Origin of the sequence: Luteitalea sp., assembly GCF_022842525.1 — a bacterium.
In the GTDB taxonomy this organism is placed as follows: domain Bacteria; phylum Acidobacteriota; class Vicinamibacteria; order Vicinamibacterales; family Vicinamibacteraceae; genus Luteitalea.
Genome location: NZ_JALHPM010000066.1, coordinates 1 through 18,329, shown reverse-complemented (window position 1 = coordinate 18,329; position 18,329 = coordinate 1). Strand labels below are relative to the sequence as shown.

13 protein-coding genes and 1 pseudogene are annotated in these 18,329 nt (G+C 70.2%); 6 read left to right on the top strand and 8 right to left on the bottom strand.

The features are described from left to right. Nucleotides 1-9 precede the first annotated feature (9 nt). On the bottom strand, nt 10-1,476 hold the full coding sequence (locus Q0C41_RS14550) for an alpha-L-fucosidase (protein ID WP_291984572.1): 1,467 nt from the start codon (nt 1,474-1,476) through the stop codon (nt 10-12). A 181-nt stretch (nt 1,477-1,657) separates the two neighbouring features. Here Q0C41_RS14550 and Q0C41_RS14545 point away from each other — a divergent pair, with 181 nt between their 5' ends. Beyond that, nucleotides 1,658-2,143: a DnaJ domain-containing protein gene (locus tag Q0C41_RS14545; RefSeq protein WP_291984570.1), complete on the top strand. Its 486-nt coding sequence runs from the start codon at nt 1,658-1,660 to the stop codon at nt 2,141-2,143. Between the two features lie 39 nt (nt 2,144-2,182). Here the strand turns inward: Q0C41_RS14545 and Q0C41_RS14540 are convergent, their stop codons facing one another. Further along, on the bottom strand, nt 2,183-3,370 hold the full coding sequence (locus tag Q0C41_RS14540; protein WP_291984568.1) for a hypothetical protein: 1,188 nt from the start codon (nt 3,368-3,370) through the stop codon (nt 2,183-2,185). Between the two features lie 9 nt (nt 3,371-3,379). Here Q0C41_RS14540 and Q0C41_RS14535 point away from each other — a divergent pair, with 9 nt between their 5' ends. The 5 genes and pseudogenes from Q0C41_RS14535 (at nt 3,380) to Q0C41_RS14510 (ending at nt 13,048) form a co-directional block, all read left to right on the top strand. Then, nucleotides 3,380-3,994, top strand: a complete 615-nt coding sequence (locus Q0C41_RS14535; RefSeq protein WP_291984566.1) for a sigma-70 family RNA polymerase sigma factor — start codon at nt 3,380-3,382, stop codon at nt 3,992-3,994. Nucleotides 3,995-4,018: 24 nt separating this feature from the next. After that, a pseudogene (locus Q0C41_RS14525) lies at nt 4,019-6,303 on the top strand (heavy metal translocating P-type ATPase). 611 nt (nt 6,304-6,914) lie between these two features. After that, nucleotides 6,915-8,249, top strand: coding sequence for a TolC family protein (locus tag Q0C41_RS14520; RefSeq protein WP_291984560.1), 1,335 nt, complete (start codon nt 6,915-6,917; stop codon nt 8,247-8,249). Nucleotides 8,250-8,256: 7 nt separating this feature from the next. Next, complete coding sequence (locus tag Q0C41_RS14515) at nt 8,257-9,771, top strand: efflux RND transporter periplasmic adaptor subunit (RefSeq protein ID WP_291984558.1); 1,515 nt, start codon at nt 8,257-8,259, stop codon at nt 9,769-9,771. After that, on the top strand, nt 9,764-13,048 hold the full coding sequence (locus tag Q0C41_RS14510; protein ID WP_291984556.1) for a CusA/CzcA family heavy metal efflux RND transporter: 3,285 nt from the start codon (nt 9,764-9,766) through the stop codon (nt 13,046-13,048). Before Q0C41_RS14515 ends, Q0C41_RS14510 begins: the two co-directional genes overlap by 8 nt. Before the next feature lie 17 nt (nt 13,049-13,065). On the opposite strand, the gene Q0C41_RS14505 is transcribed toward Q0C41_RS14510, so the two are convergent. The 6 genes from Q0C41_RS14505 to Q0C41_RS14480 form a co-directional block, all read right to left on the bottom strand. Then, nucleotides 13,066-14,226: a pyridoxal phosphate-dependent aminotransferase gene (locus Q0C41_RS14505; RefSeq protein WP_291984554.1), complete on the bottom strand. Its 1,161-nt coding sequence runs from the start codon at nt 14,224-14,226 to the stop codon at nt 13,066-13,068. Between the two features lie 9 nt (nt 14,227-14,235). Beyond that, nucleotides 14,236-14,814, bottom strand: a complete 579-nt coding sequence (locus Q0C41_RS14500) for an outer membrane beta-barrel protein (RefSeq protein ID WP_291984552.1) — start codon at nt 14,812-14,814, stop codon at nt 14,236-14,238. Between the two features lie 99 nt (nt 14,815-14,913). After that, nucleotides 14,914-15,492 (bottom strand): outer membrane beta-barrel protein, encoded by a 579-nt coding sequence (locus Q0C41_RS14495; protein ID WP_291984550.1) that lies wholly within the window; start codon nt 15,490-15,492, stop codon nt 14,914-14,916. A gap of 37 nt (nt 15,493-15,529) precedes the next feature. After that, complete coding sequence (locus Q0C41_RS14490) at nt 15,530-17,023, bottom strand: pyridoxal-dependent decarboxylase (protein ID WP_291984548.1); 1,494 nt, start codon at nt 17,021-17,023, stop codon at nt 15,530-15,532. A 10-nt stretch (nt 17,024-17,033) separates the two neighbouring features. Next, nucleotides 17,034-17,474, bottom strand: coding sequence for a sulfur transferase domain-containing protein (locus tag Q0C41_RS14485; RefSeq protein ID WP_291984546.1), 441 nt, complete (start codon nt 17,472-17,474; stop codon nt 17,034-17,036). Between the two features lie 74 nt (nt 17,475-17,548). Beyond that, a partial coding sequence (locus tag Q0C41_RS14480; RefSeq protein WP_291984544.1) for a TrbI/VirB10 family protein occupies nt 17,549-18,329 on the bottom strand: 781 nt, incomplete at its 5' end.

Below are 18,329 nucleotides of genomic sequence, written 5' to 3'. Positions count from 1 at the left end.
GCCGTCACCTCAATGCGCCACAGCGTCGGCGGGGACGACGTCGCGGCCGCGCGACGTATCGTGCAGCGACACCGAGGCGATCATCGGCACGCCGCGCGCGTCGTGGATCGTCACGCGCACGCGTGACGTCGTCGTGACGGCGGTGGCGACGATGCGGGTGTGGCCGATGGTGGTGCCGGTGGCGATGCGCTGCCAGCGGCCGTCGACCTCGGCCTCGATCTCGAACAGCGACACCCGCTGGCCGAGCGCGACGTACTCCTGCAGGCGCACGCGGTCGAACGTGACGGGCGCGCCGAGGGCGACCGTCAGGCTGCCGGTGCGGGCCTCGCCCGCCGGCGCCCACCACGAGTCGAGGTCAGCGTCCAGTACGCGCGCCGCGCGGAACCCGTCGGTCTCGCCGCCGAGCGTGCTGCTGGCTGTCGCCGTGGCGCCCGCCGGCACGAGCGACGTGCTGTAGACCCGGTCGACGAGCGTGCGCATGCCGGTCAGCGCCTTGACGTCGTTCTCGTGGATGAGGCCGCGGTCGTCCGGCGGCACGTTGAGCAGCAGCGTGCAGTTGCGGCCGACCGACGCTTCGTACAGATCGAGCAGGCGCCGTGGCGACTTCACCCGCGCGTTTTCGCTCGCGCGCCAGAACCAGCCCGGACGGATCGAGACGTCGCACTCGCCGGGCACGTAGAAGCGCCCGAGTGCCGAGCCTTCCGGCAGGTCCATGCTGAGCGGCGTGCCCGGCAGGTAGCGGTCGCGGTCGAAGTTGGCCCAGTTGGTGATCGGCGCCTCACCGCGCTCGTTGCCGATCCAGCGGATGCCCGGCCCGGCGTCGCTGAAGATCACCGCGTTGGGCTGCAGGCGGCGGACCACCTCGTGGAAGCGCGGCCAGTCGTACACCTGGCGCTTGCCGTTGGGCCCCTCGCCGTTGGCGCCGTCGAACCACACCTCGAAGATCTCGCCGTAGTTGGACAGCACGTCCTCGAGCATCCGGACGAAGACGTCGTTGTACCCGGGCGTGCCGTACTGCGGGTGGTTGCGGTCCCACGGCGACAGGTAGACGCCGAACTCGAGGCCCTCGGCCTTCGCGGCGTCCGACAGCTCCCGCAGCAGGTCGCCCTTGCCGCCGCGCCAGGGGCTGGCGGCCACGGTGTGCGTCGACTCCTTCGTCGGCCACAGGCAGAAGCCGTCGTGGTGCTTGGCGGTGACGATCACGCCCTTCATGCCGGCCGCCTTGAAGGTGCGGGCCCACTGCCGCGCGTCGAGCGCCTTCGGGTCGAAGATGGCCGGCTTCTCGAGGCCGGACCCCCACTCGGCACCCGTGAAGGCGTTCGGACCGAAGTGCACGAACGCCGTGAACTCCATCCGCTGCCACTGCAGCTGCGCGGGCGACGGCACGGGAGCGACAGGGGCCGGCATCTGGGCGGCGGCCGGGGCCGCCGTGAGCAACGCCGCGGCGGCAGCCGCGGCCAGGAGGGTCGAACGCATGCGGCAGTCTAACCTTGTCAACCCGCCGCGGCGATCGGCGCTGCGCTCTATCTTCGCCCTTTCCCCTTCGCCCTTCCCCCTTCCGTCCGGCATTCCGGCATTCCGGCATCGCGGCATTGCTGCGGCCGGCCGGCGCCGCGCCGACGTTCAAGCGCGGCGTCCCCCGGCCGATGGCTTGTCCATGGGTGCCCGGCCTGGATTCGCCGACGTGCTGTTCTCGAAGCTTGGTGACGTGCCGCCTCCGGTGGCGTGTCTCGGGCGACAGGAACCGTCCATCGCGAGTCCGGCCTGGGTCCATCGCCTCGAGCCGCTGCGTGTGGTGTCGGCGCCGGTCTTCCACGCGCGCTACCCGCAAATGGCGTCTGCAGCGCCTGCGGCGGGCGGGATCCCGGTGGGGACGGTGCCAGCGTCGTCGCGCGGTGGCTCGAGGATGCGTTCACCGCGGGAGCAGCTGGCCATCCAGATGCTCAACCGCCTGGGCGCCACGCTGAGCCGTACGGCCAGCGACGAGGACGTCCGCCGCGCCTACCGGCAGCTGCTCCGCGAGACCCATCCTGACCTGCACCAGGGCGCCGACGCCGCCACGCTCGACCGCCAGTCGGAGCGCCTGCGCGCCGTGATTGCCGCCTGGGACGTCTTCCAGCAGCGCACCGACGTCGCCGCCTGACACCGGGCGACCCGCGTCGCGCGTCGCCCGACGTCCCCGTCAATAGAGCAGCAGGAAACGGTCACCGACCGCCGCCACGGCGGGGAAGCCCCAGACCGGGAGTCCGTCAAGCGCCTGGACGGGCCCGACGGGTACGCCATCGTCGAAGAGCTGCCACCCCACGCCGCCCCCTTTGTTCCAGCCGGTGCCTGTCGCCCATGCCATCAGCACCTGCCCGTCCGGGGCCACGGCGAGGCGCGGATGCTTGCGCCGCGCCTTCGGATCACGGGCGTCGATGGCCGTGGGGGCAGACGTCTGCGCGCCCGCGCTGAACGCCACCTGGCCGTCGTGCTCCCAGGCGTAGTACGTCGCCGCGGTGCGGGTGATGCTCATGCTGGACATCGGACACGCGCCGATCTCCCACGCATCCACCTGCCGGGTGGCGAAGGTTGCGCCGGCGTCCTCCGAGGTGAGGGCGTGGATGTCGCGATGCACCTGCGCCCGCGCACCGCGATAGAGCACGTGGACGGTATTCGCCGAGGCCATCACCCGCAGGCCGCAGCACCCGCACGCCCCTGTGGAGGCGGGGGAGATCGCCCGTTCGCCGCCGAAGGTCTGCCCGTCGTCGAGAGAGACGGCAAGCCAGACACGGCGCGCCTGCTCGCCCTCGGGCCCATCCAGGGCGTTGCCATGCCAGGCCACGTACACGGCACCGGCGTCGTTGGCGGCCACCGACGGGCCACCATCGAGGTGGCGCGTCGTCGTCATCAGGTTGCGCTGTGGTTCGAATGTCGCGGCGGCGCCGGGCGCGTCGGTCACGGACCGCGCGTAGAGCAGGGGCATGCCGGGCTTCTGATCGCCGAGCACCGGCGGCGTCGGTCGCGCCTGGCCAGAGCCGTTCCACACCACGTGGACGCGACCGTCACGCCCGAGGGCGAGTTGTGCGCCACGGATGGTCCCGGTCGCCACCGCGCTTCCCGGCTGGCTGTTCACGCGCGTGCGTGGCGCAAACGACTGTCCGCCATCACGAGAGGTCGTGTAGTAGATGTCCGCGGCCGACGGCTCTCCGGTCAGGTACACCATGTGGAGCGTGCCCGTCGCGTCGACGGTGACGTCCGGCTGGATGCCGCCGTCGGGGATGCGGATGACGTCGATCCGCGGCGCCACGTCTGCGCGGGTGACCGCGACGGCTCCGACACCGAAGGCGCTGATGGCTGCCAGGACGATGGTGAGCGTACGCAGTGACATACTCCGAGTATGAGCGGTCGGGGCGAGTCCGAGGTGGACGCTGCGGTCGCGAACCCGCAGCCGACGGATGTGTTGCTCGAGAACCATCGCGCCTTCCTGCGCTATCTCGAGCGGCGCACCGGCAGTCGCGCCTCGGCAGAGGATCTCCTGCAGGACGCCTTCGTTCGCCATCTGGACCGCCTGACGTCCATCCCGGATGAAGGCCTCGTGCCGTGGTTCTACCGCGTGCTGCGCAACGCCGCCATCGACCGCCATCGGCGCCACGTGGCCGAGACGCACGGGCTCGCGGCCTTCGCGGAAGAGATGGCCGTTGCCGTCGAGCCATCGGCCGAGCTGCATCTGGAGATCTGCCAGTGCGTCGGCCGGCTGGCGCAGACGCTCAAGCCCGAGTATGCCCAGGCGATCCGCGCCGTGGATATCGACGAGATGCCCGTCAAGGGGTTTGCCGAGGCCGCGGGACTGACGCCCTCCACTGCCGGCGTCCGGCTCTTCCGTGCGCGGGCGGCGCTGCGCAAGCAGGTCGTGCGCTCGTGCGGCACGTGTGCCGAGCACGGCTGCCTCGACTGTTCGTGCCGAACGGCCGGAGGGGGGCAGGGGTGTAATGAATCAGGGGCGACTGCGTGAAGGAGGGTAGAGGGAGGTACACCGATGAAGGATCCCGTGTGCGGTATGAAGGTGGACCCGGCGAAGGCTGCGGGCACCAGTGAGTACCAGGGGCAGACGTACCACTTCTGCTCCAGCAGCTGTCAGGCGAAGTTCGACGCCACCCCCGGCCGTTTCGTGTCGCCGCCCGAGTCCCCTGCGCCCGTGATCGCGGGCACCGGGGAGTACACCTGCCCGATGCATCCGGAGATCGTCCGCGACGCCCGGGCGCGTGCCCCATCTGCGGCATGGCGCTGGAACCACGGACGGCCACGCTCGACGAGGCGAGCCCCGAACTCGACGACATGACGCGCCGGTTCCGGTGGTCGGTCGTGCTGACGCTCCCGATCCTGGCGTTCATGGTGTCGGAGTTCCTGCCCGGGCAACCGCTGCAGCGCGCGCTGCCTCCGGCCGTGATGACGTGGTCGCAGTTCCTGATTTCGACGCCCGTCGTGCTGTGGGGCGGGTGGCCCTTCTTCGTCCGCGGCTGGGCGTCGGTCGTGAACCGGCACCTCAACATGTTCACGCTGATTGCCCTGGGCGTCGGGGCCGCGTATGCATTCAGCGTGGTCGCGACGGTCGCGCCCGGGCTGTTCCCCGCCGCCTTCCGCATGCACGGCGACCAGATCGGCGTGTACTTCGAGCCGGCGGCCGTGATCGTGGTGCTCGTGCTGCTCGGACAGGTCCTGGAGTTGCGCGCACGCAGTCGCACCAGTTCCGCCATCCGGACGCTGCTGGGGCTGACGCCGACGACCGCTCGACGCATCGACGAGGCCGGCGTCGAGACAGACGTGCCGCTCGAGCAGGTGCGGGTCGGGGATCGGCTGCGCGTGCGGCCGGGCGAGCGCGTGCCGGTCGATGGCGTCGTGCTGGACGGGTCGACCGCGGTGGACGAGTCGATGGTGAGTGGTGAACCGATTCCGGTCGAGAAGACCGCCTCGAGCACGCTGACGGGGGGCACCGTCAACGGCACCGGCTCCGTCGTGATGGAAGCGCAGCGCGTTGGCAGTGACACGCTGCTGGCGCGGATCGTGCGCCTGGTCAGCGAGGCGCAGCGGTCACGCGCGCCGATTCAACGCCTTGCGGACACCGTGTCCGGGTGGTTCGTGCCGCTGGTCATCCTGGTGGCCGTCCTCACCTTCGCGATCTGGGCGATCTGGGGGCCGGACCCTCGACTGGCCCACGCACTCGTCAACGCCGTCGCCGTGCTGATCATCGCGTGCCCCTGCGCGCTCGGCCTGGCCACCCCGATGTCGATCATGGTCGGGACCGGGCGCGGCGCCGAACTGGGCGTGCTGGTGCGCAACGCCGAAGCGCTGGAGGTGCTGGAACAGGTCGATACCCTCGTCGTGGACAAGACGGGCACGCTCACCGAAGGCAAGCCGACCTTGACGACGGTCGTACCGCTGGCAGGCATCGACGAGGCGCAGTTGCTCCGACTCGTGGCCAGTCTCGAGCGTGTCAGTGAGCATCCGCTCGCCTCGGCGATCATCCGGGGATCGGAAGAACGGGGCCTCACCACGACCGCGGCGTCCGACTTCCAATCCGTGACGGGGAAGGGTGTCGTGGGCACGGTGGACGGGCATGCGGTCGCGATCGGCACTGCCGCGCTCCTCGTCGACCTCGGTGCAACCACAGAGACGCTGGCGGGCCGCGCCGACGAACTGCGCCGCAACGGAGAGACCGTCATGTTCGTCGCCGTGGACGGTGCCGCCGCGGGACTCATCGGCGTGGCCGACCGCATCAAGGCGACGACACCCGAGGCCATTCGGGCGCTGCGTGCCGAGGGGTTGCGGATCGTGATGCTGACGGGCGACAGCCGCGTCACCGCCGAGGCCGTGGCACGGACGGTCGGCATCGACGAGGTCGAGGCCGAAGTGCTGCCCGAGCAGAAGGCCGCCGTCGTCACGCGGCTCCAGGCGCAGGGGCGGCGGGTGGCAATGGCGGGCGATGGCATCAACGACGCGCCGGCCCTGGCGCAGGCCGACGTGGGCATCGCGATGGGGACCGGCACCGACGTGGCGATGGAGAGTGCGGGGGTCACGCTGGTGCAGGGCGACCTGCGCGGCCTCGTGCGCGCTCGGCGCCTGAGCCGGGCCACCATGCGGAACATCCGCCAGAACCTCTTCTTCGCGTTCGCCTACAACGCGCTCGGCGTGCCCGTGGCGGCTGGACTGCTCTATCCGACCTTCGGGTGGCTGCTGAGTCCGATGATCGCCAGCGCGGCGATGACGTTCAGCTCGGTGTCGGTGATCGCGAACGCGCTGCGGCTCAGGCGTCAGGTGTCGTAGGACTGACGGGCGACCGGCTGCCGAGAATTCGGCGGCCGGTGCGGGAACTTCCGCGCCACCCAGGCAAGGATCCGTGTCGATCGCGACGAATCGACGTCACGACGACACGCGCGGCTTGGCACGCAGCGTGCTGTTCGAGGTCACGTCGTGGTGCGGCATCTCGGTCTTCTGCTCACTGTGCTGTTGGCCGTCACCCCCTCGGTGGACGTGGTCTGCCGTGCCCTCTGCCTGCCGACCGCAGGCAACGCGGCGACCCCGTCGTGCCACGAGACGACACCCACGGCCGATGGCGCGCTCCAGCCTGCCACCTCTTGCGTGCGCGACGTCAGCGTCGCCACGGTGCCGCCGGAGGCGACGCGAGGCCTCTCGGGCCCCGCGCCCGCTTTGCCCATGTCTCCGTGGATGGTCGCCGCGTGCACCACGACACGCGTCGCCGATCGATCAGGCACGGACATCCGCCCTCGTCCCCTCCAGACATCCCCGTCCACGGTCGTCCTCCGAATCTGAGCTGACCCCGGTGCGTCCACGCGTCGTCAGGAGACCCCTGATGACGTGACCTCCTCGGACATGTCGGTACGTCCTGCACGGTCGTGCGGGATTCGGAGTTCGTCATGCATTGCAGGCCGCTACGTGCGGGTCTTGCCCTGGCCGTGCTCGGTCTTGGCTGCAACCCATCGCTCACGCACGCGCAGAACGCCGCCGGACACGTCCCGGGGGGGCAACCGCCGGCGCCGGTGGACGCAGGTGTCCCGACAAACGCCGCCCCGGTGGCGCTGCCGGACATCATCGAGGCGGTGCTGCTCGCCCATCCGGAGGTGGCGGCCGCGGAGGCACGCTACGCGGCGGCCCTGGAGCGGCCGGCGCAGGAACACGCCCTGCCCGATCCGATGGTCTCGACCAGCTACGCCTCGGCCGGGGCGCCGTATCCCGGTGCGGGACTCGGGCAGGACCCGAACGCGAGTCTGGGTGTGATGCTGACCCAGGAGATGCCCTACCCGGGCAAGCGTGCCTTGCGCGCCGAGGTGATGCGTCGCGAGGCCGAGGCGGAGCGTCGGATGGTCGACGCGGCGCGGTTGTCGATCATCGCGCGGGTGAAGCAGGCCTACTTCCGCCTCTCGGCCGCGTATCACCTCGACGAACTGCTGCAGGTCAACGCCGAGGTGCTCGCCACTCTGGTGAAGGTCAGTGAGAGCCGGTACGCGGTCGGGCAAGCGGCGCAGCAGGACGTCCTTCGCGCGCAGACCCAATCGAGCCTGATTGCCGTGCAGCGCGAGCGCACCGCCCGCGAGCGCCGCACGCGCGAAGGTGAACTGAACGCGCTGATGCACCGCGCGCCGGGCGCACCTGTGGGCCGCCCCGCCGCCCTGGCACCAATGACCCTCGACCTGGGTCTGGAGGCGCTCGTCGACCACGCCAGCCTGGCGGCGCCGATGCTGTTGCGGGACCAACTGCTGGCCTCGCGGACCGAAGCGGCGGTCGATGTCGCGAGGCGCGACTTCAAGCCCGACTTCGCCCTCTCGGCTGGCTACAACTACATGGGCCGCATGCCCGACATGTTCGAGGTGCGGTTCGACGTCATCGTCCCCTTCCAGCGGGCGCGGCGCCGTGCGGCCGTCGCCGAGCGCCAACGGACCCTCGATGCGGAGCGCCGCACCGTCGAGGCGACCCGCCTGGCGCTCCAGCATCGCATTCAGGAGGACTACCAGATGGCGACGACGGCCGGGCAACTCGCCACGTTGTATCGCGATGCGGTGTTGCCGCAGGCACGTCTCGCGCTGGAGTCGTCGATCAGCAGCTACCAGACCGGTGGCGTGGACTTCCTCTCGGTCCTGACCAACTTCGGCTCGGTGCTCGAGTTCGAGATGAGCTACGTCGAGCAACTGACCGAGCAGCACGTCGCCGCCAGCCGTCTCGAGGAGATGACGGCGGTCACGCTCGTCCCCTGAGGCCCTCATGCGCGTCCTGAAGATCGTTCTCGTGTTCGTGTTCGCCGCGGTGGCCTTCGGCGGCGGCTATCTGCTCCGTGATCGACGGCCAGCGGGGCCGGCCACGGGCGAGCGTCGGGTTCTCCACTACGTGGACCCGATGCACCCGTCGTACACGTCCGACAGGCCGGGCGTCGCGCCCGACTGCGGCATGGACCTCGAGCCCGTGTACGCCGACGACCCGCCGCGTTCGGACGGGCCCGTCGAGCGCGCCGTGCTGTACTACCGTGACCCGAAGGCGACGTCTTACACGTCCACGACGGCTGGAGTCAACCCCGCGACCGGCAGCCGGCTCGAACCGATCTACGCCAGGGCGGCGTCGACGCCACACGAACCTGGTGCCATCCGCATCTCGATGGACCGTCAGCAACTCGCGGGCGTGCGCTATGGAACGGCCGAGTTCACCGAGGTGGGCCGAACCCTCCGCACCGCAGGCTCGGTGAGCTACGACGAGACCAGACTTCAGCACGTGCATGCGCGCACCGACGGCTGGATCGAGAAGGTGTTCGTCAACTTTACCGGGCAGGTGGTTCGTGCCGGACAGCCCATGCTGACCATCTACAGCCCCGAGATGGTGGCCTCGCAGGAGGAGCTCCTGCTGGCCAGGCGCGCGCGAGACACCATGCGGAAGAGCCCGCTGGCTGGCGCGTCGGACCAGGGCGAGTCGCTCTTCCAGGCGGCCCGTCGTCGCCTGCAGCTGTGGCGTCTGGCCGATGCCCAGGTGGAGCAGGTGCTGGCCACCGGCACGCCGATCCGGGACATCACCCTCCACGCACCGGCGGGTGGGTTCGTGCTGCAGCGCAATGCCTTCCCCAATCAGCGGGTGACCCCCGACACGGACCTGTACACGCTCGCCGATCTCAGCACGGTGTGGGTCATGGCCGACCTGTTCGAGGCCGACCTGAGCGCCATCCGGACGGGGGCGGCTGCCCGCATCGTGCTGCCGTCCGGGGCGGGCACCACGACCATCGCCGCCAAGGTCACCTCCGTGCAACCCGCGGTCGACCCGACGACCCGCACCCTGCAGGTCCGTCTCGACGTACGCAACGCGGGCATGCGGCTGCGGCCCGGGATGTTCGTCGACGTCGAGTTTCCGCTCGGCGGCCAGCGGCGCCTGACCGTGCCGGCCGATGCCGTCCTGGACTCGGGCGATCGCCAGGTGGTCTTCGTCGACCTGGGCGACGGCTACCTCGCGCCGCGCGAGGTGCAGATCGGCGAGCGTGCCGGCGATCGCCTGGTCGTGACGTCCGGGCTCACCGAAGGCGAGCGCATCGTCGCGACCGGCACGTTCCTGGTGGACGCCGAGAGCCAGTTGAAATCCGCGCTGGGCAGCCCGGCCGGCCATCAGCACGGCGCCGCGCCCGCGGCCGATCCGGCTCCGCCAGGTCGCACGCCACCCGCGCCAGCACCAGGATCGGCGCCAGGGCAGACGCGCCTGCCCGCCCCCGCGCCCGCCACACCCGCAGGGCACGTCCATGATTGACCGCATCATCGAGTTCTCCGGCCGCAACCGGTTCGCGGTCGTGCTGATCGTGGCCATCGCGACGCTCGCTGGACTCGCCGCGATGCGGTCCACGCCGCTCGACGCCATTCCCGACCTCGGCGACACGCAGGTGATTGTGTATTCCCGCTGGGACCGAAGTCCCGACCTCATCGAGGATCAGGTCACGTACCCGATCGTCACGGCCATGCTCGGGGCGCCCAGGGTGAAGGCGGTGCGCGGCTTCTCGGACTTCGGCTTCTCGTACGTCTACATCGTGTTCGAGGAGGGCACCGACATCTACTGGGCGCGTACGCGCACGCTGGAGTACCTCTCGAGCGTGCTGCCGCGGCTGCCAGAGGGCGTGCGGACCGAGCTCGGCCCAGACGCCACTGGTGTCGGCTGGGTGTTCCAGTACGCGCTCGTCGATCGGACCGGTCAGCAGTCCCTGGCGGATCTTCGGTCCTATCAGGACTGGTACCTGCGCGCGTACCTGAAGTCGGTGCCCGGCGTGGCCGAAGTGGCGTCCATCGGCGGCTTCGTCCGCCAGTATCAGGTGCAGGTCGATCCCCATCGGCTGCGTGCGTACGGCATCCCGATCGACACGGTCGTCGAGGCGGTGCGTGCCGGCAACAACGACGTGGGTGGACGACTGATCGAGATGGCCGGCGCCGAGTACATGGTTCGCGGGCGTGGCTATGCGCGTTCCACCGAGGATCTGGGCAACATCGTGCTCACCACCAATGACCGTGGCGTCGCGGTCCGGGTACGCGACGTCGGCGATGTGACGCTCGGACCGGACATCCGCCGCGGTGTCGCCGACCTCGATGGTCAGGGCGACGTGGTCGGTGGCATCGTGGTGATGCGACAGGGCGAGAACGCGCTGGCCGTGATCGACCGCGTGAAGGTCAAGCTCGCGCAGCTGAAGCCCAGTCTGCCGGCCGGCGTCGAGGTCGTGACCACGTACGACCGTTCGGAGCTGATCGAACGCTCCATCGACACCCTCGAGCACACGCTGATCGAGGAATTGGTGGTGGTGTCCCTCGTCGTTCTCGTCTTCCTCTGGCACATCCCGAGCGCGATCATCCCGATCGTCACGATTCCGGCGGCCATCGTCATCTCGTTCATCCCGATGCGGATGATGGGACTCAGCGCCAACATCATGTCGCTCGGCGGCATCGCCATCGCCGTCGGGGCGATGGTCGATGCGGCCATCGTCGTGGTCGAGCAGACACACAAGAAGCTCGAGATCTGGGACCGGACGGGTCGCAAGGAGGACTACCGCCGCGTGGTCATCGACGCCGTCAAGGAGGTGGGCGGGCCGAGCTTCTTCGCGTTGCTCGTGATTGCCGTGTCGTTCCTGCCGGTACTGACCCTCGAGGCGCAGGAAGGACGGCTGTTCAAGCCGCTCGCGTACACCAAGAACCTCACCATGGTCGTCGCGGCCGTGCTGGCGATCACCCTGGACCCGGCGATGCGCCTGCTGTTCACCCACACGCGCCCGCTGTCGTTCCGGCCGGCGTGGCTGTCGCGCATCGCCACCGGGGTCCTCGTGGGCACGATCCATTCCGAGGAACGCCACCCGATCAGCCGGATCATGATCCGGCTGTACGAGCCGGTCTGCGCGTGGGCGCTGCGCTGGCCATGGCTCGTGATCGGCGGCGCCGTGGCGATGGTGCTGGTCACCATCCCCGTGTACCAGAAGCTCGGCTCGGAGTTCATGCCGCCGCTGGACGAGGGCACGCTGCTCTACATGCCCTCCACACTGCCCGGTCTGTCGGTGACCGAGGCGCAGCGGCTGCTTCAGGTCCAGGGGCAGATCATCGGGCAGTTCCCCGAGGTGGCGCGTGTGTTCGGCAAGGCGGGGCGAGCCGAGACCTCGACGGATTCGGCCCCGCTCTCGATGATGGAGACCGTGATCACGCTGAAGCCGGCTGATCAGTGGCGCCACGTGCCGACGTGGTACTCGGACTGGGCGCCGCCCTGGCTCACCCCCCTGCTCCGCCGCCTCACCAGCGATCGCATCTCCAGCGAGCGACTCGTGGCCGAGTTGAACGAGGCCGTCAGGATCCCCGGCGTGGCCAACGCCTGGACCATGCCGATCAAGGCCCGGATCGACATGCTGACGACCGGTGTCCGCACGCCGGTCGGCATCAAGATCCACGGCGCCGACATCACGGAGATCGAGCGTATCGGTACACGGATCGAGGCCGCCCTGCCGGTCGTCGCCGGCACCCGGAGCGTGTTCGCCGAGCGGACCTCCGGCGGGTACTTCATCGACTTCGTCTGGAAGCGCGACGAGCTCGCCCGTTACGGCCTCTCGATCGACCAGGCGCAGATGATGGTCATGTCTGCCATCGGTGGCGATACGGTGACCACGACCATCGAGGGGCGCGAGCGGTATCCGGTGAATGTCCGCTACTTCCGTGACGATCGCAGCGACGTCGACCGGCTCGCGCGGGTCCTGGTGCCCGCGAGAAACGGCCAGGTGCAGGTGCCGCTCGAACAGCTGGCCGACGTCAGGCTGCTCTCGGGACCGGCGATGCTGCGCAACGAGAACGGAATGCTCACCGGCTACGTGTACGTGGACGTCGCCGACCGGGACGTCGGCGGCTACGTCGAGGAGGCCAGACGGGTCGTCGCGGCGCAGGTGCCGATGCCGGCCGGGTACGCACTCGAGTGGAGCGGGCAGTACGAGGCGATGCAGCGCGTGCGGGAGCGCCTGCTGATCGTCGTCCCCGTCACGCTCCTGCTCGTGGTCGTGCTGCTCTACCTCAACACCCGCTCGGTGGGGCGCACCGCGATCATTCTGCTCGCGGTACCGTTCTCGGCGGTCGGCGCCATCTGGTTGATCTACCTGCTCGGCTACAACATGAGCATCGGCGTCTGGGTCGGGCTGATCGCGCTGCTCGGTGTCGACGCCGAGACCGGCGTCTTCATGCTGCTCTACCTGGACCTCGCCCATGACGACGCGGCGCGCGAGGGGCGTTTGCGATCGCGCCAGGACCTGCAGGTCGCGGTCCTGCACGGCGCGGTCAGGCGGATCCGACCGAAGTTCATGACCGTGGCGACGATGTTCCTGGGGTTGCTGCCGATCATGTGGTCGACAGGCGCCGGGGCAGACGTGATGAAGCGGATCGCCGCGCCGATGATTGGCGGCATCTTCACGTCCTTCATCCTGGAATTGCTCGTCTATCCGGCGATCTACGAGATCTGGAAGTGGCATGGCCTCAAGCGCGAACTCGCGGCCGCCACTCCCGCGGACAGGGGGACCGCCTGACCGGGGGCGCGTGGCCCTCAGGCCACCTCGGCCCGCAAGCCCTCGATCAACCGTCCCATGCCCGTGGCCACCGAGGCCCGGTCCAGCGCCCCGAACGAGATGCGCAGGGCGCAGGTGTCGGTGACGCCGAAGGCGCTGCCCGGCACCACCGCCACCTTGTGCCGCTCGATCAGCCGCCGCGTCAGCGTGAACGCATCGAGGGCCGTCTTCACCCGCAGCAGCACGTAGAAGGCACCGTCGGTGCCGGGCGCGTCGACCAGATCGGCGATGCCACGCAGCGTCTCGTGCACCTCGCCGCGCACGACGTCGAGCGCCGCGACGTGCGGGGCACAGTAGGGCTGCCCGACCCGCAGCGCCGCCGCCGCCGCGGCCTGGCACACCAGCGGCGGGCAGATCAGGTTCGTGTCCTGGATCTTGTTGACGGCATCGAACAGCTCGTCGGGCACCACCATGTACCCGATGCGCCAGCTCGCGAAGCCGTAGGCCTTCGACAGCGAGAACAGCGAGATCGTGTGCGGCCGGCTGGCCGGATCGCGGCCCGGCGAATAGTGCGACGCACCGCCGTAGGTGAAGTACTCGTAGACCTCGTCGGTGATGTGGACGAGGCCGTGCTCGGCGCACAGCGCGTTGACCGCGCGCAGGTCGGCCTCGGGATAGACCGCCCCGGTCGGGTTGTTGGGCGAGATGGTGACGATGGCGCGCGTGCGCGGCGTGATGGCGGCGCGCAGGGCGGCGAGATCGAGCTGGTACGCCGCCGTCGTCGGCACACCCACGGCGCGGCACCCGATCATCGTCAGGGCCATCTCGTGGTTGAAGTAGTACGGGATGGGAAGGATGACCTCGTCGCCGGGGTCGGTCACCGCGAGCACGGCGTTGAGGAACGCCATGTTGCCGCCGGAGGTGACGACGATGCGGCGGCCGTCGAGGGAGAGGCCGTTCTCGGCGGTCAGCTTGTCGCGGAGGATGGCGAGGAGGTCGGCCTGGCCTTCGACGGGGCCGTAGCGATGGTCGGCGAGCTGGCCGCCGAAGCCCTGCACGGCGTGCAGGACCTCGGGCGGCGGGCCGTACGACACGATGCCCTGCCCCAGCGAGATGGTGCCCGGGTTGGCCCGGATCCATTCGCCGAGAATCGGGATGACGGGGGGCTGGATGTCGGTGATGCGGCGCGGCAGGGGCACGCGCTCATTCTAGAACCGGAACGTCAGCCCCGCCGTGGCGCGCCAGAACTTGAAATCCCCGAGGTCGAAGTCGCCCGGCTCCGGGAAGTCGTCGTCGAGGTCGTCGTTCTGCAGGCTGCGGAACTGGCGGATGTCACCGCGAATCCCGATGTTGTCGCTGAAGAACACCATGACGCCGCCGCCGTAGTTGATGCCGAAGTCGTTGCGATCGAGATCGTCGAAGAAGTCGAACAGCTCGAGGTTCGAGCGCATCAGGCCGGCGCCGACCGTCGCGTAGGGGCGGACCTTGCCGAGCGGCGCCCCGACCAGCAGGTTGCCCATCACGGTGGACACGCTGCCCGAGCTGCCGAGCTCGCCGAAGTCGTCCTCGAGCTCGAAGAAGTTCGGCGCGTAGCCGAAGTCGAGCTCGAAGCCGATGACCTTGCCGGTGGCGCCGATGGCGCCGCCGTAGACGGTCCGGTTCTCGTCGATGGGTGTGTCGGTGACGACGCCGACGAAGACGGAGCCGAGGCCGCCGGTGGTCTGGGCGGTGGCGGGGGTGGCGGCCACGAGGCCGAGGAACAGGGACGTCAGAAGAAGCTTACGCATATGAAAGGCGCCTCCAGGCGCGGCCGTGCGTCGCCTGAGGGCGACCCGGTATTCACGAGGAAGGGCGGGGTGGGCGACCCCGCCGGGTGGTGCGTCGGGCTAGAACCGCAGGGTGACGCCGGCGGTCACGCGCCAGAAGTCGAGCGACGGCAGCGGCAGGTCGTCGATGCCGCCGAAGTCGGTCAGGTCCCCGATCGTCAGGTCGGTCAGGGTGCGGAAGTAGCGGACGTCGCCGCGGAATCCAATCCAGTCCGACGGGAACAGATACAGCCCGCCGCCGGCGTTCATGGCGAACTCGCTGCCGCTCAGGCTGACCAGCGACCCGAGCACCGGCACCGTCAGGTCGCCCGAGACCCGCATGACGCCGAGCCCGCCCGTGACGTAGGGCTGCACGGGCCCGGCAGGTACGCGGACCATCAGGTTGACCATGCCTGTCGTGAGGCTGGTCTCGAGATCGACGACGCCGGCGAGGTTCTGGTCGCTCAGCGTCGTCCGCGCGACCTCGGCTTCGAGGCCGATGAGGCCACCGAGCGCGATGCCGGCACCATAGACGAGCTTCTTGTCGGCGTCGGTGAGAAAGCTGACTCCCGCGAAGGGCGTCAGCAGCACGTCGGCGGCGGCGGCGCGCGGCGTCAGCAGGGCCAGCGCGCACACGGCGAGAGTGAGGACGGGACGCATCACGCTGATCGATCCAAGCAAGTCGGGTGCCGTCTTCTCAGACGCGCGCCGCCGTCTCGCGGATCAGCTGCCAGGCCATCGCCAGGTGGGCTTCTGTCGTGCGGGCATGGCCGATGGCGAGCCGCAGGGCGTAGGCGCCGCGGAGTTTCGTGTGCGACAGGAAGATCTGGCCGCCGGTGTTGAGCGCGAGGAGGAGGCGCTCGTTCAGCGCGTCGATCGCTTCGGGCTGGTCGTGTAGCGTTCGCGGACAGGCGCGAAAGCACACCACGCTCATGGGGACGGGCGCGAGACGCTCGAACCCCGGCTCGGCATCGATCCAGCCGGCGAGGACCTGGGCCAGGCGCAGGTGCTCCGCGATGCGGGTGCGCATCCCGTCGGCGCCGAAGTAGCGGAGGATGAACCAGAGCTTGAGCGACCGGAACCTGCGGCCCAGCTGGACGCCCGTGTCCATCAGGTTGCGGACCTCGGGGGCCTCGCTCGTGGTGAGGTATTCCGGCACCAGCGAGAACGCCTCGCGCAGCACCTCCATGTCCTTGCAGAACAGGACGCTGAGGTCGAACGGCGTCAGCATCCACTTGTGTGGATTCACCACGAGCGAGTCGGCACGGTCGGCACCCTCGAGCACCCACGCCATGTCGGGGACGATCGCGGCCGCGCCGCCGTACGCGGCGTCGATGTGCAGCCACAGGTCCTCGCGCTCGCACACGTCGGCGACGGCCGGCACCGGGTCCACGCTGGTGGTCGATGTCGTGCCTGTCGTGGCGACGACGGCGAGGGGGCGATGCCCGGCGGCGCGATCGGCGGCGATGGCGGCCGCGAGCGCGACGGGGTCCATGCGGAAGGCGTCGTCGGTCGGCACCTTCACGACCGCGTCGTGCCCGAGGCCGAGAAGGATGACGGCCTTGTCGACCGAGGAGTGCGCCTGCTCGGAGCAGTACACGCGCAGGCCGCGGGCGTCCTCGCGACTGGCCAGCCCGGTGCGCCGCACCCCGCGCAGCGCGCGCTCACGCGCGGCGGCCAGGGCGTGGAGCGTCGAGATCGACGCCGTGTCGTAGATGACGCCCTCGAACGCCGCCGGCAGTCCCATCAGCTGACGCAGCCAGCCGAGCGTGACCGCCTCGAGTTCGGTGGCCGCAGGTGAGGTGCGCCACAGCATCGCCTGCTGGTTGAGGGCCGACGACAGGAAGTCGGCCAGCACGCCGGGGCCACTGGCGCAGATCGAGAAGTAGGCGAAGAACGTCGGGCTGTTCCAGTGCGTGAGGCCCGGCACGATGACGCGTTCGACGTCGGCGAGGATGTCGCCGAACGCCTCGCCCTCCTCGGGGGCCTGCGTCGGCAGGCTGCGGGCGATCTCGCCTGGCGCGACCTGCGCGAGCACGGGGTACCGCTCGGCGTGCTGCAGGTACTCGGCGATCCAGTCGACGAGCGCATGACCGGCGGCGCGGAACTCGTCGGCCGGCATGTCGCCGAGCGGGCCGACGTGGCGTGGGATGTCGGGAAAGCCGGGATCGCCGGCGGGGCGTGTCGTCATGCCCCGCTCGTCAGCCGCGGGCATCGAGGACGCGCGCGACGAACTCCAGCATCACCGGGCTCTTGAGGCCGATGTGCCGGGCCTCGGCCAGGGCGTCCTCGCGACTCCAGCCATCCTGCACCACGCGCTTGATGGCCCACACGGCGCCGACGCGGTTGGCCGACGCGCAGTGGATGTACACGGGCTGGTTCGCAGGGTCGGCCAGGACGTCGAGGAAGGCCTCGGCGGTCTCGGGCAGCGGCGCCGCGGGGTTCATCGGGAGGTGGACGTAGCGGAGGCCGGCGTCGGCCACGGCCGCCGCCTCCTCCGCCACGCCGGGTTCGTCGGCGAGCCGGAGGTTCACCACCGTGGTGAACCCCTGGGCCGCGAGGGTCGGGAACACGTCGTGCTGCGTGTCGCCACCGCACGCAACGGCGGCGTCCACGCGCGAGAAGTTGACGACTCCGTCCATCGCCGGAGTATAGCGAGCAATTCAGAATTCAGCGCTCAACGTGAAGCCCGGGGCCAGCCCCGCCATCGGGGCCGTCAGCGCACGATCTCCGTGGTCACGCTGTCGGAGACGCGCACGGCCAGCGCCTGCCCCGATCGCAGCTCCGCCGGCCGGCGATCGCCTGCCATCGCCCACCCGGTGCCGCTGCCGGCGCCCGTGGCGGCGCCGATGACCGCGCCCTTGCCGCCGCCCATGATCGCGCCGAGGATGGCGCCACCGACGGCCGCGCCGCCGATCTTCGCCGCGCTGCCCTTGGCGGGGGATTCGCCCTCGCGATAGATGGTCTCGGTGGGCATCCGGACTTCGCTGCCATCGGCGAGCACCAGCGTGTGGAAGCGGATGCCCAGCCGCGCGCGCTCACGCATGCGGCCCCCCTCGTCCACCAGCGTCACGTTGCCCATCAGGCGGGCGCCCGCCGGAATGACCACGCCGCCGCCGGAGACGACGTCGCGCGTGATGCGCGCCCGCACGACATCCTCGACGCGTGCGCTGGCCGACGACACGCCGGACTCGATCTGCACGTTGATCACGGCGTCGGCCGGGATCGTCACCGTCTCCATGCGCCGCGCGGGCGCTGACGGCGCCGGGGTGTCGTTGACCGGGGACCGGTTGGGCAGCGAGGCGTCGGCCGTCGTGGTGTCGACACCGGCGTCGCGACTCGGCCAGGTGTCGGCGGTGGCCGCCCCGCTGTCGCGCGACGGCCACGGGTCCGCGCCGCTCGCGTCACGCGTCGACGAGGCCGTCGACGGGGACGGGGGATCGGCGACCGGGGCGCTGGCGGTCGGGACTGGGGCTGGGGCCGGTCGCGGCGTGCGT